Below are 14,272 nucleotides of genomic sequence, written 5' to 3' on the forward strand. Positions count from 1 at the left end.
TTGCCCGCGTCATAGCCCTTGCAGCCCGCTGTGTCCGTGTTCTTCACGCTCTGCGCGTCGCAGATCAAGAACTTGCTTGAGGCGCTGCGCCCCAGTCTCTTGCGGGCCGCGCCAACCTGATTTTTTTTAATGCCTGCTCGAGCAGGCTCACCCCATCCCTGTCCACCTCGCTCCACTTGGCAAAGTACGAATGCACCGTGCGCCACTTGGGAAAGTCACTGGGCAGCGCTCGCCACTGGCAGCCAGTGCGCAGCAGGTACAACACGGCGCAAAACACCTCGTACAGATCCACCGTCCTGGGCTTGGTCTTGCGACGGGCTGTCTCCAGCAAGGGCAGGATGTGGGCAAACTGGGCGCGGCTGATGTCGCTGGGGTAGGTCTTGGTGCGCATCCATCGATTCTCTCTGAATCTGCTATCGGATCGTGAACACGCTCTGAGAGCCATGGTGGTGCCCTCGCGCACGGGGAATGACCCTGCACGCAGGTTCGCGTTTGTTGTTTTTCGTTTGTTGTTTGTCGTTTCTTGACGCACAAAACCCCGCACACCCCAAAGGGCATGCGGGGTTTGTGTTTTCGGCTCTCCGCACTGACTTGCCGCGCCGCCTGTCAGCAGGCAGGAGGCAGGTCAATGGCTTGGGGGGCCGGGGTCAGACCAGGAGGGCGTTGACTCGGCGGACGTAGGCTGCGGGGTCGGTGGGGAGGCCGCCTTCGGCGAGCAGGGCCTGGTCGAAGACGATGTGGGCCAGGTCCTCGAAGCGGGCGGGGTCGGCTGCGGCGGCTTCGAGCTTGCGGATGAGCGGGTGGTCGAGGTTGATTTCGAGCACGGGGCGCACTTCGGGCACGGGCTGGCCGGCCTGCCTGAGCAGGCGTGCCAGCTGCACGCTCATGCCCTGGTCGTCGGAGACGAGGCAGGCGGGCGAGTCGACGAGGCGGGTGGTGGTGCGCACGTCCTGTGCCTGGTCCTTGAGGGCGCCCTTGAGCTGGTCGAGGAAGGAGCGGGCTGCTTCCTGTGCGGCTTCGGCGGCTTTCTTTTCTTCCTCGTCCTGGAGCTGGCCGAGGTCGACGGCGCCCTTGGCCACGCTCTGCAGCGGGGTGCTGTCGAATTCGGGCAGGTACTGCAGGGCCCATTCGTCGACGCGGTCGGTCATGAGCAGGACCTCGATGCCCTTCTTGCGGAAGATTTCGAGCTGCGGGCTGTTCTTGGCGGCCTGCAGGCTGTCTGCGGTGAGGTAGTAGATGGCTTCCTGGCCGTCCTTCATGCGGCTCTTGTAGTCAGCGAGGCTCACGCTGGCGCTGTCGCTCTGGGTGCTGGCAAAGCGCAGCAGACGGGCGATGCGGTCGCGGTGGTGGTTGTCTTCGCCAAGGCCTTCCTTGAGGACGGCGCCGAATTCGGCATAGAAGCGGGCGTACTTGTCGGTGCCAGCGGCGTTCTGGGCAAATTCGGCGGCGGTGTCGGCTGCAGTGGCGGCCTGCTTGTCGACCACGTCGGTGACGGCTTCGTCGGTTTCGACCGGGGCGGGCGCAGGCACGGCGTCGCCCGAGGCGATGTCGATCTTGCCTTCGCTGCTTTCGGGCGGGGTGGCCTGGGCCTTGGCCATGTCTTCGAGCATGGAGAGGATGCGGCGCGTGTTGCCGTCGCGGATGAGGCGGATGTCGCGGCTTTCCTGCAGGAGTTCGCGGCTGACGTTCAGGGGCAGGTCGCTCGCGTCGATGACGCCCTTGACGAAGCGCAGGTACTGCGGGAGCAGGGCTTCGGCGTCGTCCATGATGAAGACGCGGCGCACGTAGAGCTTGAGGCCGCGGCGGTGGTCACGCTGGTAGAGGTCGTAGGGAGCGTGGCTCGGGATGTAGAGGAGCTGGGTGTATTCGGTGTTGCCCTCGACGCGGTGGTGGCTCCAGGCGAGCGGGTCTTCATTGTCGTGGGTGAGGGTCTGGTAGAAGGACTTGTACTGATCGGCGGTGACGTCCTTCTTGGGACGGGTCCAGAGGGCGCTGGCTTCGTTGACCTGTTCCCATTCGTCGGTGGTGACCATGTCGCCGGGCTGGCCGTCTTCGCCTTCCTTCCACTCTTCCTTGGGCATGTAGATGGGCAGGCCGATGTGGTCGGAGTATTCGCGGATGAGGCTCTTGAGCTTGAAGCCGTTGAGGTAGTCGAGCCGGTCGTCGCGCAGGTGCAGGGTGATGGAGGTGCCGCGCGTGGGCTTGGTGAGGGCTTCGGTGGTGAAGTCGCCGCTGCCGGTGCTGGTCCAGCGCACGCCTTCTTCAGGCGGGAGTCCGGCACGGCGGCTTTCGACGACGATGCGGTCGGCCACGATGAAGCCGGAGTAGAAGCCGACGCCGAACTGGCCGATGAGCTGGGAGTCGGCCTTCTGGTCGCCGGAGAGGCGGCTGACGAATTCCTTGGTGCCGCTCTTGGCGATGGTGCCGAGGTTCTCGATGATTTCGGCCTCGCTCATGCCGATGCCGTTGTCGGCAATGGTGACGGTGCGCGCGGCCTTGTCGAAGGAGATGCGCAGTTCGAGCTGGGGCTGGTTCTCGTACAGCGCAGGGTTGGCCAGCGCCTCGAAGCGCAGCTTGTCGCACGCATCGGAGGCGTTGCTGACGAGTTCGCGCAGAAAGATGTCGGGGTTGGAGTACAGGGAATGGGTAACGAGGTGCAGCAGCTGCGTCACCTCGGCCTGGAAGGCGTGGTTGTTCTGGCTCATGGGTGGACTCTCGTGTCTCGCGGGAGACGGAATGAAGGGAAAAACGACGGAAGCGCCGCTCTGCCGGGCCAGTGGTCGGTGGCCTGCGGCCCCGAACGCCGGGATGCGGAACGGCAACAGGAACGCAGATCGGGGCAAAACCGGATTTTTCAAGCGCGGGGGCGGGGGCTCTGGCGGGAGCTGCGGCGCATGGCTTACCATGCCCGCTTTGATGCATGCAGAGTCTGGGGCTGCGGTGCCCCATGCCTTGCCGACCGCGTGCTGCCCATTTCCCCTGCCCCTGAAAGGATCTGTCCCATGCCCGCTCTTTTCCGTCGTCTCGGCACGGTCTGCGCCACGGCCGCCGCCTGTCTGGCCCTGCTCGGTGGCTGCGTCACGACCACCCAGGGCAGCGTGGCAGGCGGCAGCCGCTCGCAGTTCATGATGGTGTCGGAGCAGCAGGTGCTGCAGTCTTCGCAGCAGGCGTTCTCGCAGCAGAATTCGCAGGCCCGCGCGCAGGGGGCGCTGATCACGTCTGGCCCGCAGTACACGCGGGTGGTGCGCATCATGCGGCGCATGGTGCCGCAGGTGGCGCACTTCCGCCCGGATGCGGCGCGCTGGCCGTGGCAGCTGGTGCTGATCCGCAGCAACGAGCTCAACGCCCACGTCATGCCGGGGGGCAAGGTGACGTTCTATACCGGCATCATCGACCGCCTGCAGCTCACCGACGACGAGATCGCCGCCATCATGGGGCACGAGATGGCCCACGCCCTGCGCGAGCACGTGCGCGAGCAGATGTCGCAGCAGGCGGCGGGCAATCTGGCCCTGAAGCTCGGCGGGGCCCTGCTGGGCGCGAGCGACGCCTCGATGCAGATGGCCGGCATGGCCAAGCAGATGATGCTGGATCTGCCCTTCTCGCGCAGCATGGAAAGCGAGGCCGACACCTACGGCCTCGAACTGGCCGCACGCGCCGGCTACAACCCGACGGCCGCGCTCACGCTGTGGGACAAGATGCGCGCGGCCGGGGCCGGGGCGGGATCGAGCTTCCTTTCGACCCACCCCTCGTCGGCCGAGCGCATGGCGAGCATGCGGGCCCAGATTCCCAGGCTCATGCCGATCTACGAGGCTGCCCGCCAGCGCCCATAGCAAGGCTCCGCAGGCGCAGCGCCTGCGCGCTACACTGGCCTGCTGCCCCGTCCTCTCCTTGCGCCTGCCCTGCCCCTGCCGTGACCGATTCCGCTTCTGCCCCTGCTTCCGCCCCTCTGTCCATTCTCCAGCGTGTGTTTGGCTATGCGACCTTCCGGGGGCAGCAGGCCGAGATCATCGACACGGTGGTGGCGGGCGGGGATGCGCTGGTGCTGATGCCCACGGGCGGGGGAAAGTCGCTGTGCTACCAGATTCCGGCCATTGCCCGGCAGGCGGCGGGGCTGGGGGTGACGATCGTCGTCTCGCCGCTGGTGGCGCTGATGCACGACCAGGTGGGCGCCCTGCACGAGGCAGGGGTGCCGGCAGCCTTTCTCAATTCCACGCTGGCTCCAGGCGAGGCGCAGCAGGTGGAGGAGGCGCTGCTGGCCGGCCACCACACGCTGCTGTATGTGGCCCCCGAGCGGCTGATGACGGGGCGCTTTCAGTCCCTGCTCGACCGGCTCCATGCGCAGGGACAGCTGGCGCTTTTTGCCATCGACGAGGCCCACTGCGTGAGCCAGTGGGGCCATGATTTCCGCCCCGAATACCGCCAGCTCGACGTGCTGGCCACCCGCTTTGCGGGCGTGCCGCGCATTGCCCTCACGGCCACGGCCGATGCCCTCACCCGTGCCGACATGGTGGAGCGGCTGCATCTGGAGCAGGCCCGACAGTTCGTGAGCAGCTTCGACCGGCCCAACATCCGCTACCGCATCGTCGAGAAGCGCGATCCCATGACGCAGCTGCGTCGCTTTCTGCACGACGAGGGGCATGTGGGCGAAGCGGGCGTGGTGTACTGCCAGTCGCGCCGGCGGGTGGAGGAGGTGGCGGCGGCGCTGTGCGCCGAAGGCATCGACGCCCTGCCCTACCACGCCGGGCTCGACGCGGGCACGCGCCAGCGCCATCAGGACCGGTTCCTGCGCGAGGAGGGCGTGGTCATGGTGGCGACCATCGCCTTCGGCATGGGCATCGACAAGCCGGACGTGCGCTTTGTGGCGCACCTCGACATGCCCCGCAACATCGAGGCCTACTACCAGGAAACGGGCCGCGCCGGGCGCGATGGCCTGCCTGCCGAGGCCTGGATGGCCTATGGCCTGCAGGACGTGGTGAACCAGCGCCGCATGATCGACGAAAGCCCCGCCGACGAGGCGCACCTGCAGGTGATGCGCGGCAAGCTCGACGCACTGCTGGCGCTCGCCGAAGCCACCGACTGCCGCCGCGTGCGGCTGCTGGCCTACTTCGGCGAAGCCTCCGAGCCATGTGGCAACTGCGACAACTGCCTGCACCCGCCCGAGGTCGAGGACGCCACCGAGCTGGCGCGCATGCTGCTGTCGACCGTGTACCGGCTGCACGAAAAAAGCCGCATCGGCTTCGGGGCCGCGCACGTGATGGATGTGCTGCGGGGCAAAACCACCGACAAGGTGCGCCAGTATGGCCACGAGAGCCTGAGCACCTTCGGCCTCGCTGCCTCTGCCCCCGAGGCGGAACTGCGCAGCGTGCTGCGCCAGCTCGTGGCACGCGGGGCTCTGCAGGTGGATGCCGCGCATTTCAACACCCTGCGCCTCACTCCCGCCGCGCGCCCGCTGCTGCGCGCCGAGGAGCGGCTGCTGCTGCGCCGGAGCCTGCCCCAGGAGCGGCGCAGCCGGCGCACGGCAGGTGCCGCTGGCTCGGCCGCGCGCTCCGCCGTGGCTGCCACGCTCGACATGGATGCACGCACCCGCTTCGAGGCACTGCGGAGCTGGCGTGCAGACGTGGCCCGGGGGCAGAATCTGCCGGCCTACGTGATCTTTCACGACAGCGTGCTGGCCGCCATTGCCCAGGCCGCGCCCGACACGCTCGCAGCCCTGCGCGGCATTGCCGGCGTGGGCGACGCCAAGCTCGAACGCTACGGCGCCGAGCTGCTGGCTGCCCTGCAGCAGACGGCTGCCTGAGGCACTGCTGCGCCACGTTCCAGGGCGCACGGCGCGCGCGGCACGGGGGCGTGATTCTTGCCGGCGGTCAATGACGGCACTGGCACCGGGGGCCAATACTGCGCCCTTTCCGACTCCTGTGGCCCAGGCCTGCTGCCATGCCGTTCCTGTTCATATCCGCACCGCCCGTCTGTGGGCGCGGGGCGCTGTTCCCCTCTCTCCCCCTCCCGGCTGGAGCTGCCTGAGCCATGGCCGCTTCCACCCCTCAGCACGCCTGCGCGGGTCGCATGGATCTGGTCTGCCCGGCCGGCAGCCTGCCCGCACTCCGGCAGGCGGTGGACCACGGGGCCGACTGCGTCTACCTCGGCTTCCGCGATGCCACCAATGCCCGCAACTTTGCGGGGCTCAACTTCGACGACAAGGCCATTGCGACCGGCCTGGCCTACGCCCACGCGCAGGGCCGCAAGGTGCTGCTGGCGCTCAACACCTATGCCCGCAGCGACTCGGTCGATGTCTGGCGCAGCGCGGTGGACCGGGCCGCCGACATGGGCGTGGACGCCCTCATCATGGCCGATCCCGGCCTGATGCAGTACACGGCACGCACGCATCCGCAGATGCGGCTCCACCTGTCCGTGCAGGGCTCGGCCACCCATGCCGATGCCATCAACTTCTACCATGAGCAGTTCGGCATCTCGCGGGCGGTGCTGCCCCGGGTGCTGTCGCTCGCGCAGGTGGAGCAGCTGTGCGGCAAGACGCCGGTCGAGATCGAGGTCTTCGGCTTCGGCAGCCTGTGCGTCATGGCCGAAGGGCGCTGCCAGCTGTCGTCCTATGCCACCGGCGAGGCCCCCAATACCCACGGCGTGTGCTCCCCGGCCAAGGCCGTGCGCTGGCAGGAAACGCCCAGGGGGCTGGAAGCCCGGCTCCATGGCGTGCTGATCGACCGCTACGCCCCCGGCGAGAGCGCAGGCTACCCCACGCTGTGCAAGGGCCGCTTCGATGTGGGCGAAATGCGCGGCGACAGCAGCTATTACGCCATCGAGGAACCCACCAGCCTCAACACCCTGTCGATCCTGCCGCAGCTGCAGGCCATGGGCGTGCGCGCCATCAAGGTCGAGGGCCGCCAGCGCAGCCCGGCCTATGTGGCGCAGGTCACCCGCGTGCTGCGCGAGGCGCTCGACGCCTGCCGCGACAACCCGCACCGCTACACCCCGCGCTCGTCCTGGATGAATGCGCTCGCCGAAGTCTCCGAAGGCCAGCAGCAGACCCTGGGCGCCTACCACCGCCCCTGGAAATGACCGCCATGACGACAGACGCCACCCCCTCCCCACAGGACGTGCGCCAGCCCGGCCGCATGCAGCTGTCGCTGGGCCCCCTGCTCTACTACTGGCCGCGCGAGACCGTGTTCGCGTTCTACCGGCGCATGGCCGACACGCCGGTGGACATCGTCCACCTGGGCGAAACCGTGTGCTCGCGCCGCCACGAGCTGCGCCTCGCTGACTGGCTCGAAGTGGCCGCGCAGCTGCGCGAAGCCGGCAAGCAGGTGGTGCTCTCCACCCAGGTGCTGATCGAGTCCGGCAGCGATGCAGCCACCGTGCACCGCATCGCCGAACGGCACGAGCTCCTGATGGAGGCCAACGACATGGGCGCCGTGCGGGCGGCCTCGCTCGGGCAGCGTCCGTTCGTGGCCGGGCCGCATCTCAACCTCTACAACCCGCCCGCGCTGCAGTGGATGGCCGACCTGGGTGCTATGCGCTGGGTGCCGCCCCTCGAAATGGCCCGCTCCGAGCTGGAATCCCTGCTGCGGCAGCGCCCCGCCGGCCTGCAGACCGAGGTGTTCGCGCTCGGCCGCATGCCGCTGGCCTTCTCGGCGCGCTGCTTCACTGCACGGCACCACAACCTGCCCAAGGACGACTGCCGATTCCGCTGCATCGAGCACCCCGACGGCCTGCTGCTGCAGACCCGCGAGGGCGAGGCCTTTCTCACCCTCAACGGCATCCAGACCCAGTCGGCCCGCGTCTGCAATCTGGTGCAGGAGCTCCCCGCCCTGCAGGCCCTGGGGGTGGACGTGCTGCGGCTGAGTCCGCAGTCGCACCACATGCCGGAACTCGTGTCCCTGTGGCGCGAGGCCATCGACGGCCACCTGTCGCCCGCCGAGGCCCACGCCCGCATGACGCCCCTGCTGCCCGACCAGCCCTGCAACGGCTACTGGCATGGCCGCCCCGGCATGGAACTGGTGCCGGAATCGGCGTGAACTTTCCCTGCTCCCTTTGCCCCTGCCGTTTTTTCCGCCCCGATCATGTCCCCACTCCTTCCCGACTCCTTCGTGCTTCCTGCTCCCGTGGGGGCGGTGCTGCGGCACCTGCCGCACTGGCCGGGTGCGGCGCTGTTCTGCGCTGCACTCAATGCGGCACTCACCCCCCAGCTGCCCGATGACGTGCGCGAGGCCCTGCAGGGCCGCCCGCTGCGGCTGGAGGTCAAGGATGCCGGCATCGCCTTCGATTTCAGCTGGCAGGGCACCCGCTTCGTGCCCGCCAGCCCCCGCCACACCGCCCCTGCGCTGACCATCCGTGCCCATGCCAGCGACTACGTGGCACTGGCCCGCCGCACGCAGGACCCCGACACCCTGTTCTTCCATCGCCGGCTCGCCATGGAAGGCGACACCGAACTGGGCCTGATGGTCAAGAACACCCTCGATGCCCTGGAGCTGCCCGTGTTCGACCCGGCCCGGCTGCCGCTGCCCGCCCCGCTGGGCGCCGCCCTCCAGCGGCTGCGCAGCCGCCTGTTCTCCCACTAGCCCTTTGCCGGACGCTCCCGCCATGGCCCGCCAGCACCTCCCGCTCGTCTACTCCTGTTCCGGCTGCTCCAGCGCAGCCCAGATGGCCAATCACCTCGCCCTGCAGCTGGACCGGCAGGGCATCGCCGAGATGTCGTGCATCGCCGGAGTGGGGGGCGACGTGCCCTCGCTGGTCCGCACGGCCTGCTCGGGCCGGCCCCTCATCGCGCTCGACGGCTGCCCGCTGGAATGCGTGCGCCACACCCTGCAGCGGCACGGTCTGGTCCCGGCACACCACGTCCTGCTGCACACGCACGGCGTGAAGAAGAAGCTGCAGCAGGACTTCGACCCCGACCAGGCGGCCTCCGTTCTGGCGCACCTCGTCGCCGCACTGGCCACGCCGCCACAGCCTGCCCCATGAGCGCCCCCTCCCCGCGCCGCATCGTGGTCGGCATCTCCGGCGCCAGCGGTGCCCTGCTCGCTGTGCGCCTGCTGCAGGCGCTGCACGCCCTCCCCGACGTGGAGACACACCTCGTCATCAGCCAGGCCGGAAGCCTCACCCTGCAGCACGAAATGCAGCTCACCCCCGCCGACCTGCTGCCGCTGGTGCACCGCCAGCACCCGGTGGGCGACCTGGGTGCGCCGCTGGCGAGCGGCTCCTTCCGCTGCCAGGCCATGGTGGTGGTGCCCTGTGCCATGCGCACGCTCGCGGCCCTGGCGCACGGGCTGGGCGACACCCTGCTCACCCGCGCCGCCGATGTGATGCTCAAGGAGCGGCGGCGCCTGGTTCTGGTGGCCCGCGAAGCCCCGCTGAATCTCGCCCACCTGCGCAACATGACCACCCTGACCGAGATGGGCGCCATCATCTACCCGCCGGTGCCCGCCTTCTACCAGCACCCGCGCACCATGGAAGACATGGCCCGCCACACGGTCGCGCGCCTCCTCGACCTGCTCGATCTGCCCCAGACGCTCTCCCCGCAGTGGGAGGGGCTCCACGCCACCGCCCCCCTCACGGAGCCAGCCCCGGTGCCGCCTCCCATTCCCGCATCCCTGCGGTGCACCCCCACCGCCTGAGCCTGCTGCCATGTACCACGACCTGCGCGACTTCATGGCCCAGCTCGAACACGACGGTGCGCTGCGCCGCGTGGACCTGCCCGTCTCGCCGCACCTCGACATGACCGCCGTGTGCGACCAGGTCCTGCGCCACGCGGGGCCTGCCCTGCTGTTCACCCATCCGACGGGGCATGACATCCCGGTGCTGGCCAACCTGTTCGGCACGCCGCAGCGCATCATGCACGCCATGGGCGTGCACAGCCTGCAGGAAGTGCGCCAGCTCGGCGAGCTCCTGGGCAACCTGCGGGAGCCCTCCGCCCCCCAGCGCCTGCGCGACGTGGCCGGCATGGGGCACATGCTCCGGTCGCTGTGGCACATGGCGCCCCGCACCATCGGCCAGCCTCCGTGCCAGCAGGAAGTGCTCGACGGGGACGCCGTCGACCTGACCCGCCTGCCCATCCAGCACTGCTGGCCCGGCGACGTGGCCCCGCTCATCACCTGGGGCCTCACCATCACGCGCGGCCCGCACAAGCCGCGCCAGAACCTCGGCATCTACCGCCAGCAGGTGCTCAATCGCCACCAGCTCATCATGCGCTGGCTGCCGCACCGCGGGGGCGCGCTGGACTTCCGCGACCACGCCCTGCACCAGCCGGGGCAGCCGTTCCCAGTGGCCGTGGCACTCGGGGCCGACCCCGCCACCCTGCTGGGCGCCGTGGTGCCCGTGCCGGACAGCCTCTCGGAATACCAGTTCGCGGGCCTGCTGCGCGGAGGCCGCACCCAGGTGGCACAGGCCATGACCCTGCCCCTGCAGGTGCCGGCCCACGCCGAAATCGTGCTCGAAGGCCACATCCACCCCGACCCCCACCACCCCAGCGGCTATGCCCATGCCCTGGAAGGCCCCTACGGCGACCACACCGGCTACTACAACGAACAGGCCGAATTTCCCGTGTTCACGGTCGAGCGCATCACCCACCGCCACGCACCGGTCTACCACAGCACCTACACCGGCCGCCCCCCGGACGAGCCGGCCATGCTGGCGCAGGTGCTCAACGAGCTGTTCATTCCGCTGCTGCAGCGGCAGTTCCCGGAGATCACCGACTTCTACCTCCCGCCCGAAGGCTGCAGCTACCGCATGGCGGTGGTGCAGATCCGCAAGGCCTATCCCGGCCATGCCCGGCGCGTGATGATGGGGGTCTGGAGCCACCTGCGCCAGTTCATGTACACCAAGTTCATCATCGTGGTGGACGACGACATCGACGTGCGCCACTGGCCCGACGTGATCTGGGCCATGACCACGCGCTGCGATCCGGCCCGCGACACGCTGATGGTGGAGCACACCCCCATCGACTACCTCGACTTCGCCTCCCCGGTGAGCGGCCTCGGCAGCAAGATGGGACTCGACGCCACCCACAAATGGCCCGGTGAAACCACCCGCGAATGGGGCCGCCCCATCACCATGCCCGCCGACGTGCTCCAGCGCGTGCAGCCCGTGCTCGACAGCCTGATCCACCCCACCCGTCCCCCGCACGGCTGGTGAACCTCCGCCCGCGCCTCCTGCGCTTCTGCCCGCCCCGCCCCTGCGGCAGGGCACGGGGCATGCCGTATGCTTGTCTCACGCCACACGGTGCACGACGCGCGCACCTGCCCTCCCCCTGTGCGCCCCACACCGAAGCCCGTGCGTGCCCTCTCCTCCTGTCTGCTCTCTGTCCGGAAGCCATGCCCATGCCTACCCCCTCTTCTTCACTGTCCGAGCGCCTCGGGCTGCGCATTCCGCTGATCCAGGCCCCCATGGCCGGGGTGAGCACGCCGCACCTGGCCGCCGCCGTATCCCGGGCCGGAGCCCTCGGCTCGCTGGGGCTCGGGGCCAGCACCGTCGCACAGGCCCGGCAGGCCATCCTCGATACCCGTGCCCTGACCGACCGCCCCTTTGCCGTCAACCTGTTCTGCCACGCTCCCGCCCGGCACGACCCCGCACGCGAGGCCGCATGGCTGGCCCACCTCGCGCCCCTGTTTGCCGAAGTGCAGGCATCCCCGCCTGCTGCGCTGCACGAGATCTACCGCAGCTTCGTCGAGGACGAGGCCATGCTCGCCCTGCTGCTCGAACTGCGCCCCGCCGCCGTGAGCTTCCACTTCGGGCTGCCGCCGCGCGACTGGGTACAGGCCCTGCGCGCCGCCGGCATGTACACGCTGGCCACCGCCACCAGCGTGCAGGAGGCAGACCGCATCGCCGAAGCCGGCGTGGACGCCCTCGTGGCCCAGGGCATCGAGGCAGGCGGTCACCGGGGCCTGTTCGACCCGGCGGGTCCCGATGCGTGCCTGCCCACCGCCGATCTGGTGCGCGACCTGGTCGGGCACACCGCGCTGCCCATCGTGGCAGCCGGGGGACTCATGCGGGGGCAGGACATCCGCGCCATGCTGGCCCTTGGCGCCGTGGCTGCGCAGCTCGGCACCGCCTTCATCGCCTGCCCGGAATCGGCCGCGTCCGACAGCTACCGCACGGCCCTGCTGCACGCGCGGGGCAGCGACACCCGGCTCACCTCCGTGTTCTCGGGACGCCCCGCCCGCGGCATCGCCAACCGCTTCATGACCTGGTGCGAAGCCCCCGGCAGCCCACCTCCACCCGACTACCCCATCGCCTACGATGCCGCCAAGCAGCTGCATGCCGCCGCGCAGCGGCAGGGCGTCGGTGCACACGCGGCCTGCTGGGCCGGCACGAGCGTCGCACGCACCCGCGTCCTGCCGGCGGCCGAGCTGGTGGCCACGCTGGCTGCCGAGCTCAACGCCTGAACTTGCCGGCAATCAATGGCAGAAGCGCGCCGGCACGGAATACTGCGGCCTTCCTTCCGACAGTCATCACAGGACATTTCCCATGATCTCGATTCCCGTGCAGCCCGCCCACGCCCACGACCACACCCGCCCCGACAGCATCTACCCCTTCGATGCCCGCGGCATTGCCAAACGCTTCCGCCATGCCGCCATCTTCGGGGCGCTCGATGCCCTGCACCCCGGCGAAACCATGCGCTTCGTCAACGACCACGATCCCCTGCCGCTGCTGCAGCAGATCGGAGCCCATTACGGCGAGCGCGTCCGCGTCACCTACCGTGACCGCAGCCCGGCAGGCGTGGTGATCGACTTCGAGGTGCTGGCCGACTGACCCTTCCTGCCCCTGACCGGAGCCAGGTGCGGCCCGCAGCGGCCGCCCTGCTGCCGCACACGCCCTCCGGTCAGGCCCCGTCCGGTCAGAACCCCTCGTCCGGCCCCAGATAGCGCCACTGCCCCTGCGGCAGCTGGCCCAGCAGCACCCGCCCGATGCGGATGCGCTTGAGCCCCACCACCCGCAGCCCCACGGCCTCGCACATGCGGCGGATCTGACGCTTGCGCCCCTCGCGCAGCACAAAGCGCAGCTGCTCGGGGTTCTGCCACTCCACCCCGGCAGGCAGGAGCACCTGCCCATCCAGACTCAGCCCATGGCGCAGCAGGGCCAGCCGCTCTTCCGGGAAGACCGCCTGCACATCGCGCTCCACCACCTCACCGTTCCCGCGGGCGTCATAGGTCACGCGCACCAGGTATTCCTTGTCGATGTCGCTGTCCTCGCCGATGATCTGGCGCGCCACCCGGCCATCCTGCGTGAGCACGAGCAGCCCGGTGGAATCGATGTCGAGCCGCCCGGCAGGCGCCAGCCCATGGAGCTGGCCCGGCGCAAACCGCTGCCGGCTGCGATCCTCCCGCCAGTGGCTGGCCGGCCCGATCAGCGTCGCAGCACTCTGGTGCCCGTCCTCGGGCTGGCCGCTCACGTAGCCCACCGGCTTGTGCAGCAGGATCGTCACCTGCCGCGCCTGATGCCCGCGCGCGGCCCGGTCCACCGTCACCGCATCCTCCATCGACACCCGCTGCCCCATGTGGCCCGGCTCGCCGTTCACCAGCACCCAGCCGCGCTCGATCCAGTCATCGGCCTCGCGGCGCGAGCACAGCCCCAGATCGGCCATGCGCTTGTTGAGCCGGATGCCTCCCTGCGCATGTCCTCCCACCGGACTGGGTGTGCGCTCAGACGTCGCACCGGGCGCCTGCGCTCCCCGACCCCGGCGCGGTGTGGCATGCTGCCCCTCGGCCACCGGCACGGCCGGTGCCAGCGGTGCCCGGCGCCGGGGCGGCTGCGCGTCCTGCCCCTGTGCAGGGAAACGCCCCTGTGGCGGACGGTCATTCCAGCCGCGTCCGGCGGACTCCGGGTGGGCTCCAGGGCCTCGGCGCGGTGCGCCCTCACGTTCGCGTGGGCCTCGCGCGCCCTCCTCCCGGGCCCGTCCCGCACCACCGAACGCCCTGCGCCCCTCCCGCTCGGGGCCTCCCCAGCTGCGTCCCTGCTCCCGTCCCGCCTCGGGCGAACGTCCTCCGCCGGCAGGACGGACAGCGGGGTCCGCCGCATCGCTGCCCTCGCTGCGCCACACATTGCGGCGCGGTGCGGACGGGGCTTCGCCCCGGTATCCGTCGGAACGGCGGGCAGGGGGCTTGCCGCGGGAAGGCGCAGGTGCCTCGGGGGCCGCCTGCGGCGCGGCGGAACGCCTGAGCACCAGGCGGGAACGGGGGGGAGTGCGATCATCGGTCATGGCGTGATTATGGCCGTGCCGCCCTCCTGCCGGCTGCAGCCATCCAGCGGAAAATGGTAGGCTTGCCCC

At 69.8% G+C, this 14,272-nt stretch carries 12 protein-coding genes and 1 pseudogene; 10 read left to right on the forward strand and 3 right to left on the reverse strand.

Annotated elements, in window-relative coordinates; genetic code table 11:
* Positions 1-391: pseudogene (locus ACE3P9_RS03870) on the reverse strand (transposase); the annotation flags it as partial.
* Between the two features lie 256 nt (positions 392-647).
* Positions 648-2,705, reverse strand: a complete 2,058-nt coding sequence (htpG, locus tag ACE3P9_RS03875) for a molecular chaperone HtpG (protein ID WP_374491948.1) — start codon at positions 2,703-2,705, stop codon at positions 648-650.
* Between the two features lie 297 nt (positions 2,706-3,002).
* Here htpG and ACE3P9_RS03880 point away from each other — a divergent pair, with 297 nt between their 5' ends.
* The 10 genes from ACE3P9_RS03880 to ACE3P9_RS03925 all read left to right on the forward strand — a co-directional run bounded on the left by ACE3P9_RS03880 (position 3,003) and on the right by ACE3P9_RS03925 (position 12,756).
* Positions 3,003-3,830, forward strand: a complete 828-nt coding sequence (locus ACE3P9_RS03880) for a M48 family metallopeptidase (protein ID WP_374491949.1) — start codon at positions 3,003-3,005, stop codon at positions 3,828-3,830.
* 80 nt (positions 3,831-3,910) lie between these two features.
* A complete protein-coding gene (gene recQ, locus ACE3P9_RS03885; protein ID WP_374491950.1) occupies positions 3,911-5,797 on the forward strand; it encodes a DNA helicase RecQ in 1,887 nt (628 codons plus the stop codon).
* A gap of 227 nt (positions 5,798-6,024) precedes the next feature.
* Entirely contained in the window at positions 6,025-7,071 is a 1,047-nt protein-coding gene (locus ACE3P9_RS03890; RefSeq protein WP_374491952.1) for a peptidase U32 family protein, read from the forward strand.
* 56 nt (positions 7,072-7,127) lie between these two features.
* Entirely contained in the window at positions 7,128-8,027 is a 900-nt protein-coding gene (locus tag ACE3P9_RS03895) for a U32 family peptidase (RefSeq protein WP_374492141.1), read from the forward strand.
* 45 nt (positions 8,028-8,072) lie between these two features.
* A complete protein-coding gene (locus ACE3P9_RS03900; protein ID WP_374491953.1) occupies positions 8,073-8,570 on the forward strand; it encodes an SCP2 domain-containing protein in 498 nt (165 codons plus the stop codon).
* Between the two features lie 22 nt (positions 8,571-8,592).
* The gene (locus ACE3P9_RS03905; RefSeq protein ID WP_374491954.1) at positions 8,593-8,970 is read left to right on the forward strand and encodes a putative zinc-binding protein; all 378 of its coding nucleotides are present in this window, start codon (positions 8,593-8,595) and stop codon (positions 8,968-8,970) included.
* A complete protein-coding gene (locus ACE3P9_RS03910; protein ID WP_374491955.1) occupies positions 8,967-9,623 on the forward strand; it encodes a UbiX family flavin prenyltransferase in 657 nt (218 codons plus the stop codon). The genes ACE3P9_RS03905 and ACE3P9_RS03910 overlap by 4 nt, the downstream gene beginning before the upstream one ends.
* Positions 9,624-9,633: 10 nt before the next feature.
* Positions 9,634-11,139: a UbiD family decarboxylase gene (locus tag ACE3P9_RS03915; protein WP_374491957.1), complete on the forward strand. Its 1,506-nt coding sequence runs from the start codon at positions 9,634-9,636 to the stop codon at positions 11,137-11,139.
* 179 nt (positions 11,140-11,318) lie between these two features.
* Positions 11,319-12,389 (forward strand): NAD(P)H-dependent flavin oxidoreductase, encoded by a 1,071-nt coding sequence (locus ACE3P9_RS03920; protein WP_374491958.1) that lies wholly within the window; start codon positions 11,319-11,321, stop codon positions 12,387-12,389.
* Positions 12,390-12,471: 82 nt separating this feature from the next.
* Positions 12,472-12,756 carry a DUF2249 domain-containing protein gene (locus ACE3P9_RS03925; RefSeq protein WP_374491959.1) on the forward strand — a complete coding sequence of 95 codons (285 nt, stop codon included), beginning with the start codon at positions 12,472-12,474 and terminating at the stop codon, positions 12,754-12,756.
* Positions 12,757-12,841: 85 nt separating this feature from the next.
* Here the strand turns inward: ACE3P9_RS03925 and ACE3P9_RS03930 are convergent, their stop codons facing one another.
* Positions 12,842-14,203: a pseudouridine synthase gene (locus ACE3P9_RS03930; protein ID WP_374491960.1), complete on the reverse strand. Its 1,362-nt coding sequence runs from the start codon at positions 14,201-14,203 to the stop codon at positions 12,842-12,844.
* Positions 14,204-14,272: the final 69 nt, after the last annotated feature.

Source organism: Allobrachymonas sp., from assembly GCF_041912815.1.
GTDB lineage: Bacteria > Pseudomonadota > Gammaproteobacteria > Burkholderiales > Burkholderiaceae_C > Brachymonas.

What these genes read in the sequence shown, in the direction of transcription:
- htpG (WP_374491948.1), bottom strand. Translation starts at nt 2,705, where the DNA reads ATGAGCCAGAACAACCACGCCTTCCAGGCCGAGGTGACGCAGCTGCTG.
- ACE3P9_RS03880 (WP_374491949.1), top strand. Translation starts at nt 3,003, where the DNA reads ATGCCCGCTCTTTTCCGTCGTCTCGGCACGGTCTGCGCCACGGCCGCC.
- ACE3P9_RS03890 (WP_374491952.1), top strand. Translation starts at nt 6,025, where the DNA reads ATGGCCGCTTCCACCCCTCAGCACGCCTGCGCGGGTCGCATGGATCTG.
- ACE3P9_RS03895 (WP_374492141.1), top strand. Translation starts at nt 7,128, where the DNA reads ATGCAGCTGTCGCTGGGCCCCCTGCTCTACTACTGGCCGCGCGAGACC.
- ACE3P9_RS03900 (WP_374491953.1), top strand. Translation starts at nt 8,073, where the DNA reads ATGTCCCCACTCCTTCCCGACTCCTTCGTGCTTCCTGCTCCCGTGGGG.
- ACE3P9_RS03905 (WP_374491954.1), top strand. Translation starts at nt 8,593, where the DNA reads ATGGCCCGCCAGCACCTCCCGCTCGTCTACTCCTGTTCCGGCTGCTCC.
- ACE3P9_RS03910 (WP_374491955.1), top strand. Translation starts at nt 8,967, where the DNA reads ATGAGCGCCCCCTCCCCGCGCCGCATCGTGGTCGGCATCTCCGGCGCC.
- ACE3P9_RS03915 (WP_374491957.1), top strand. Translation starts at nt 9,634, where the DNA reads ATGTACCACGACCTGCGCGACTTCATGGCCCAGCTCGAACACGACGGT.
- ACE3P9_RS03920 (WP_374491958.1), top strand. Translation starts at nt 11,319, where the DNA reads ATGCCCATGCCTACCCCCTCTTCTTCACTGTCCGAGCGCCTCGGGCTG.
- ACE3P9_RS03925 (WP_374491959.1), top strand. Translation starts at nt 12,472, where the DNA reads ATGATCTCGATTCCCGTGCAGCCCGCCCACGCCCACGACCACACCCGC.
- ACE3P9_RS03930 (WP_374491960.1), bottom strand. Translation starts at nt 14,203, where the DNA reads ATGACCGATGATCGCACTCCCCCCCGTTCCCGCCTGGTGCTCAGGCGT.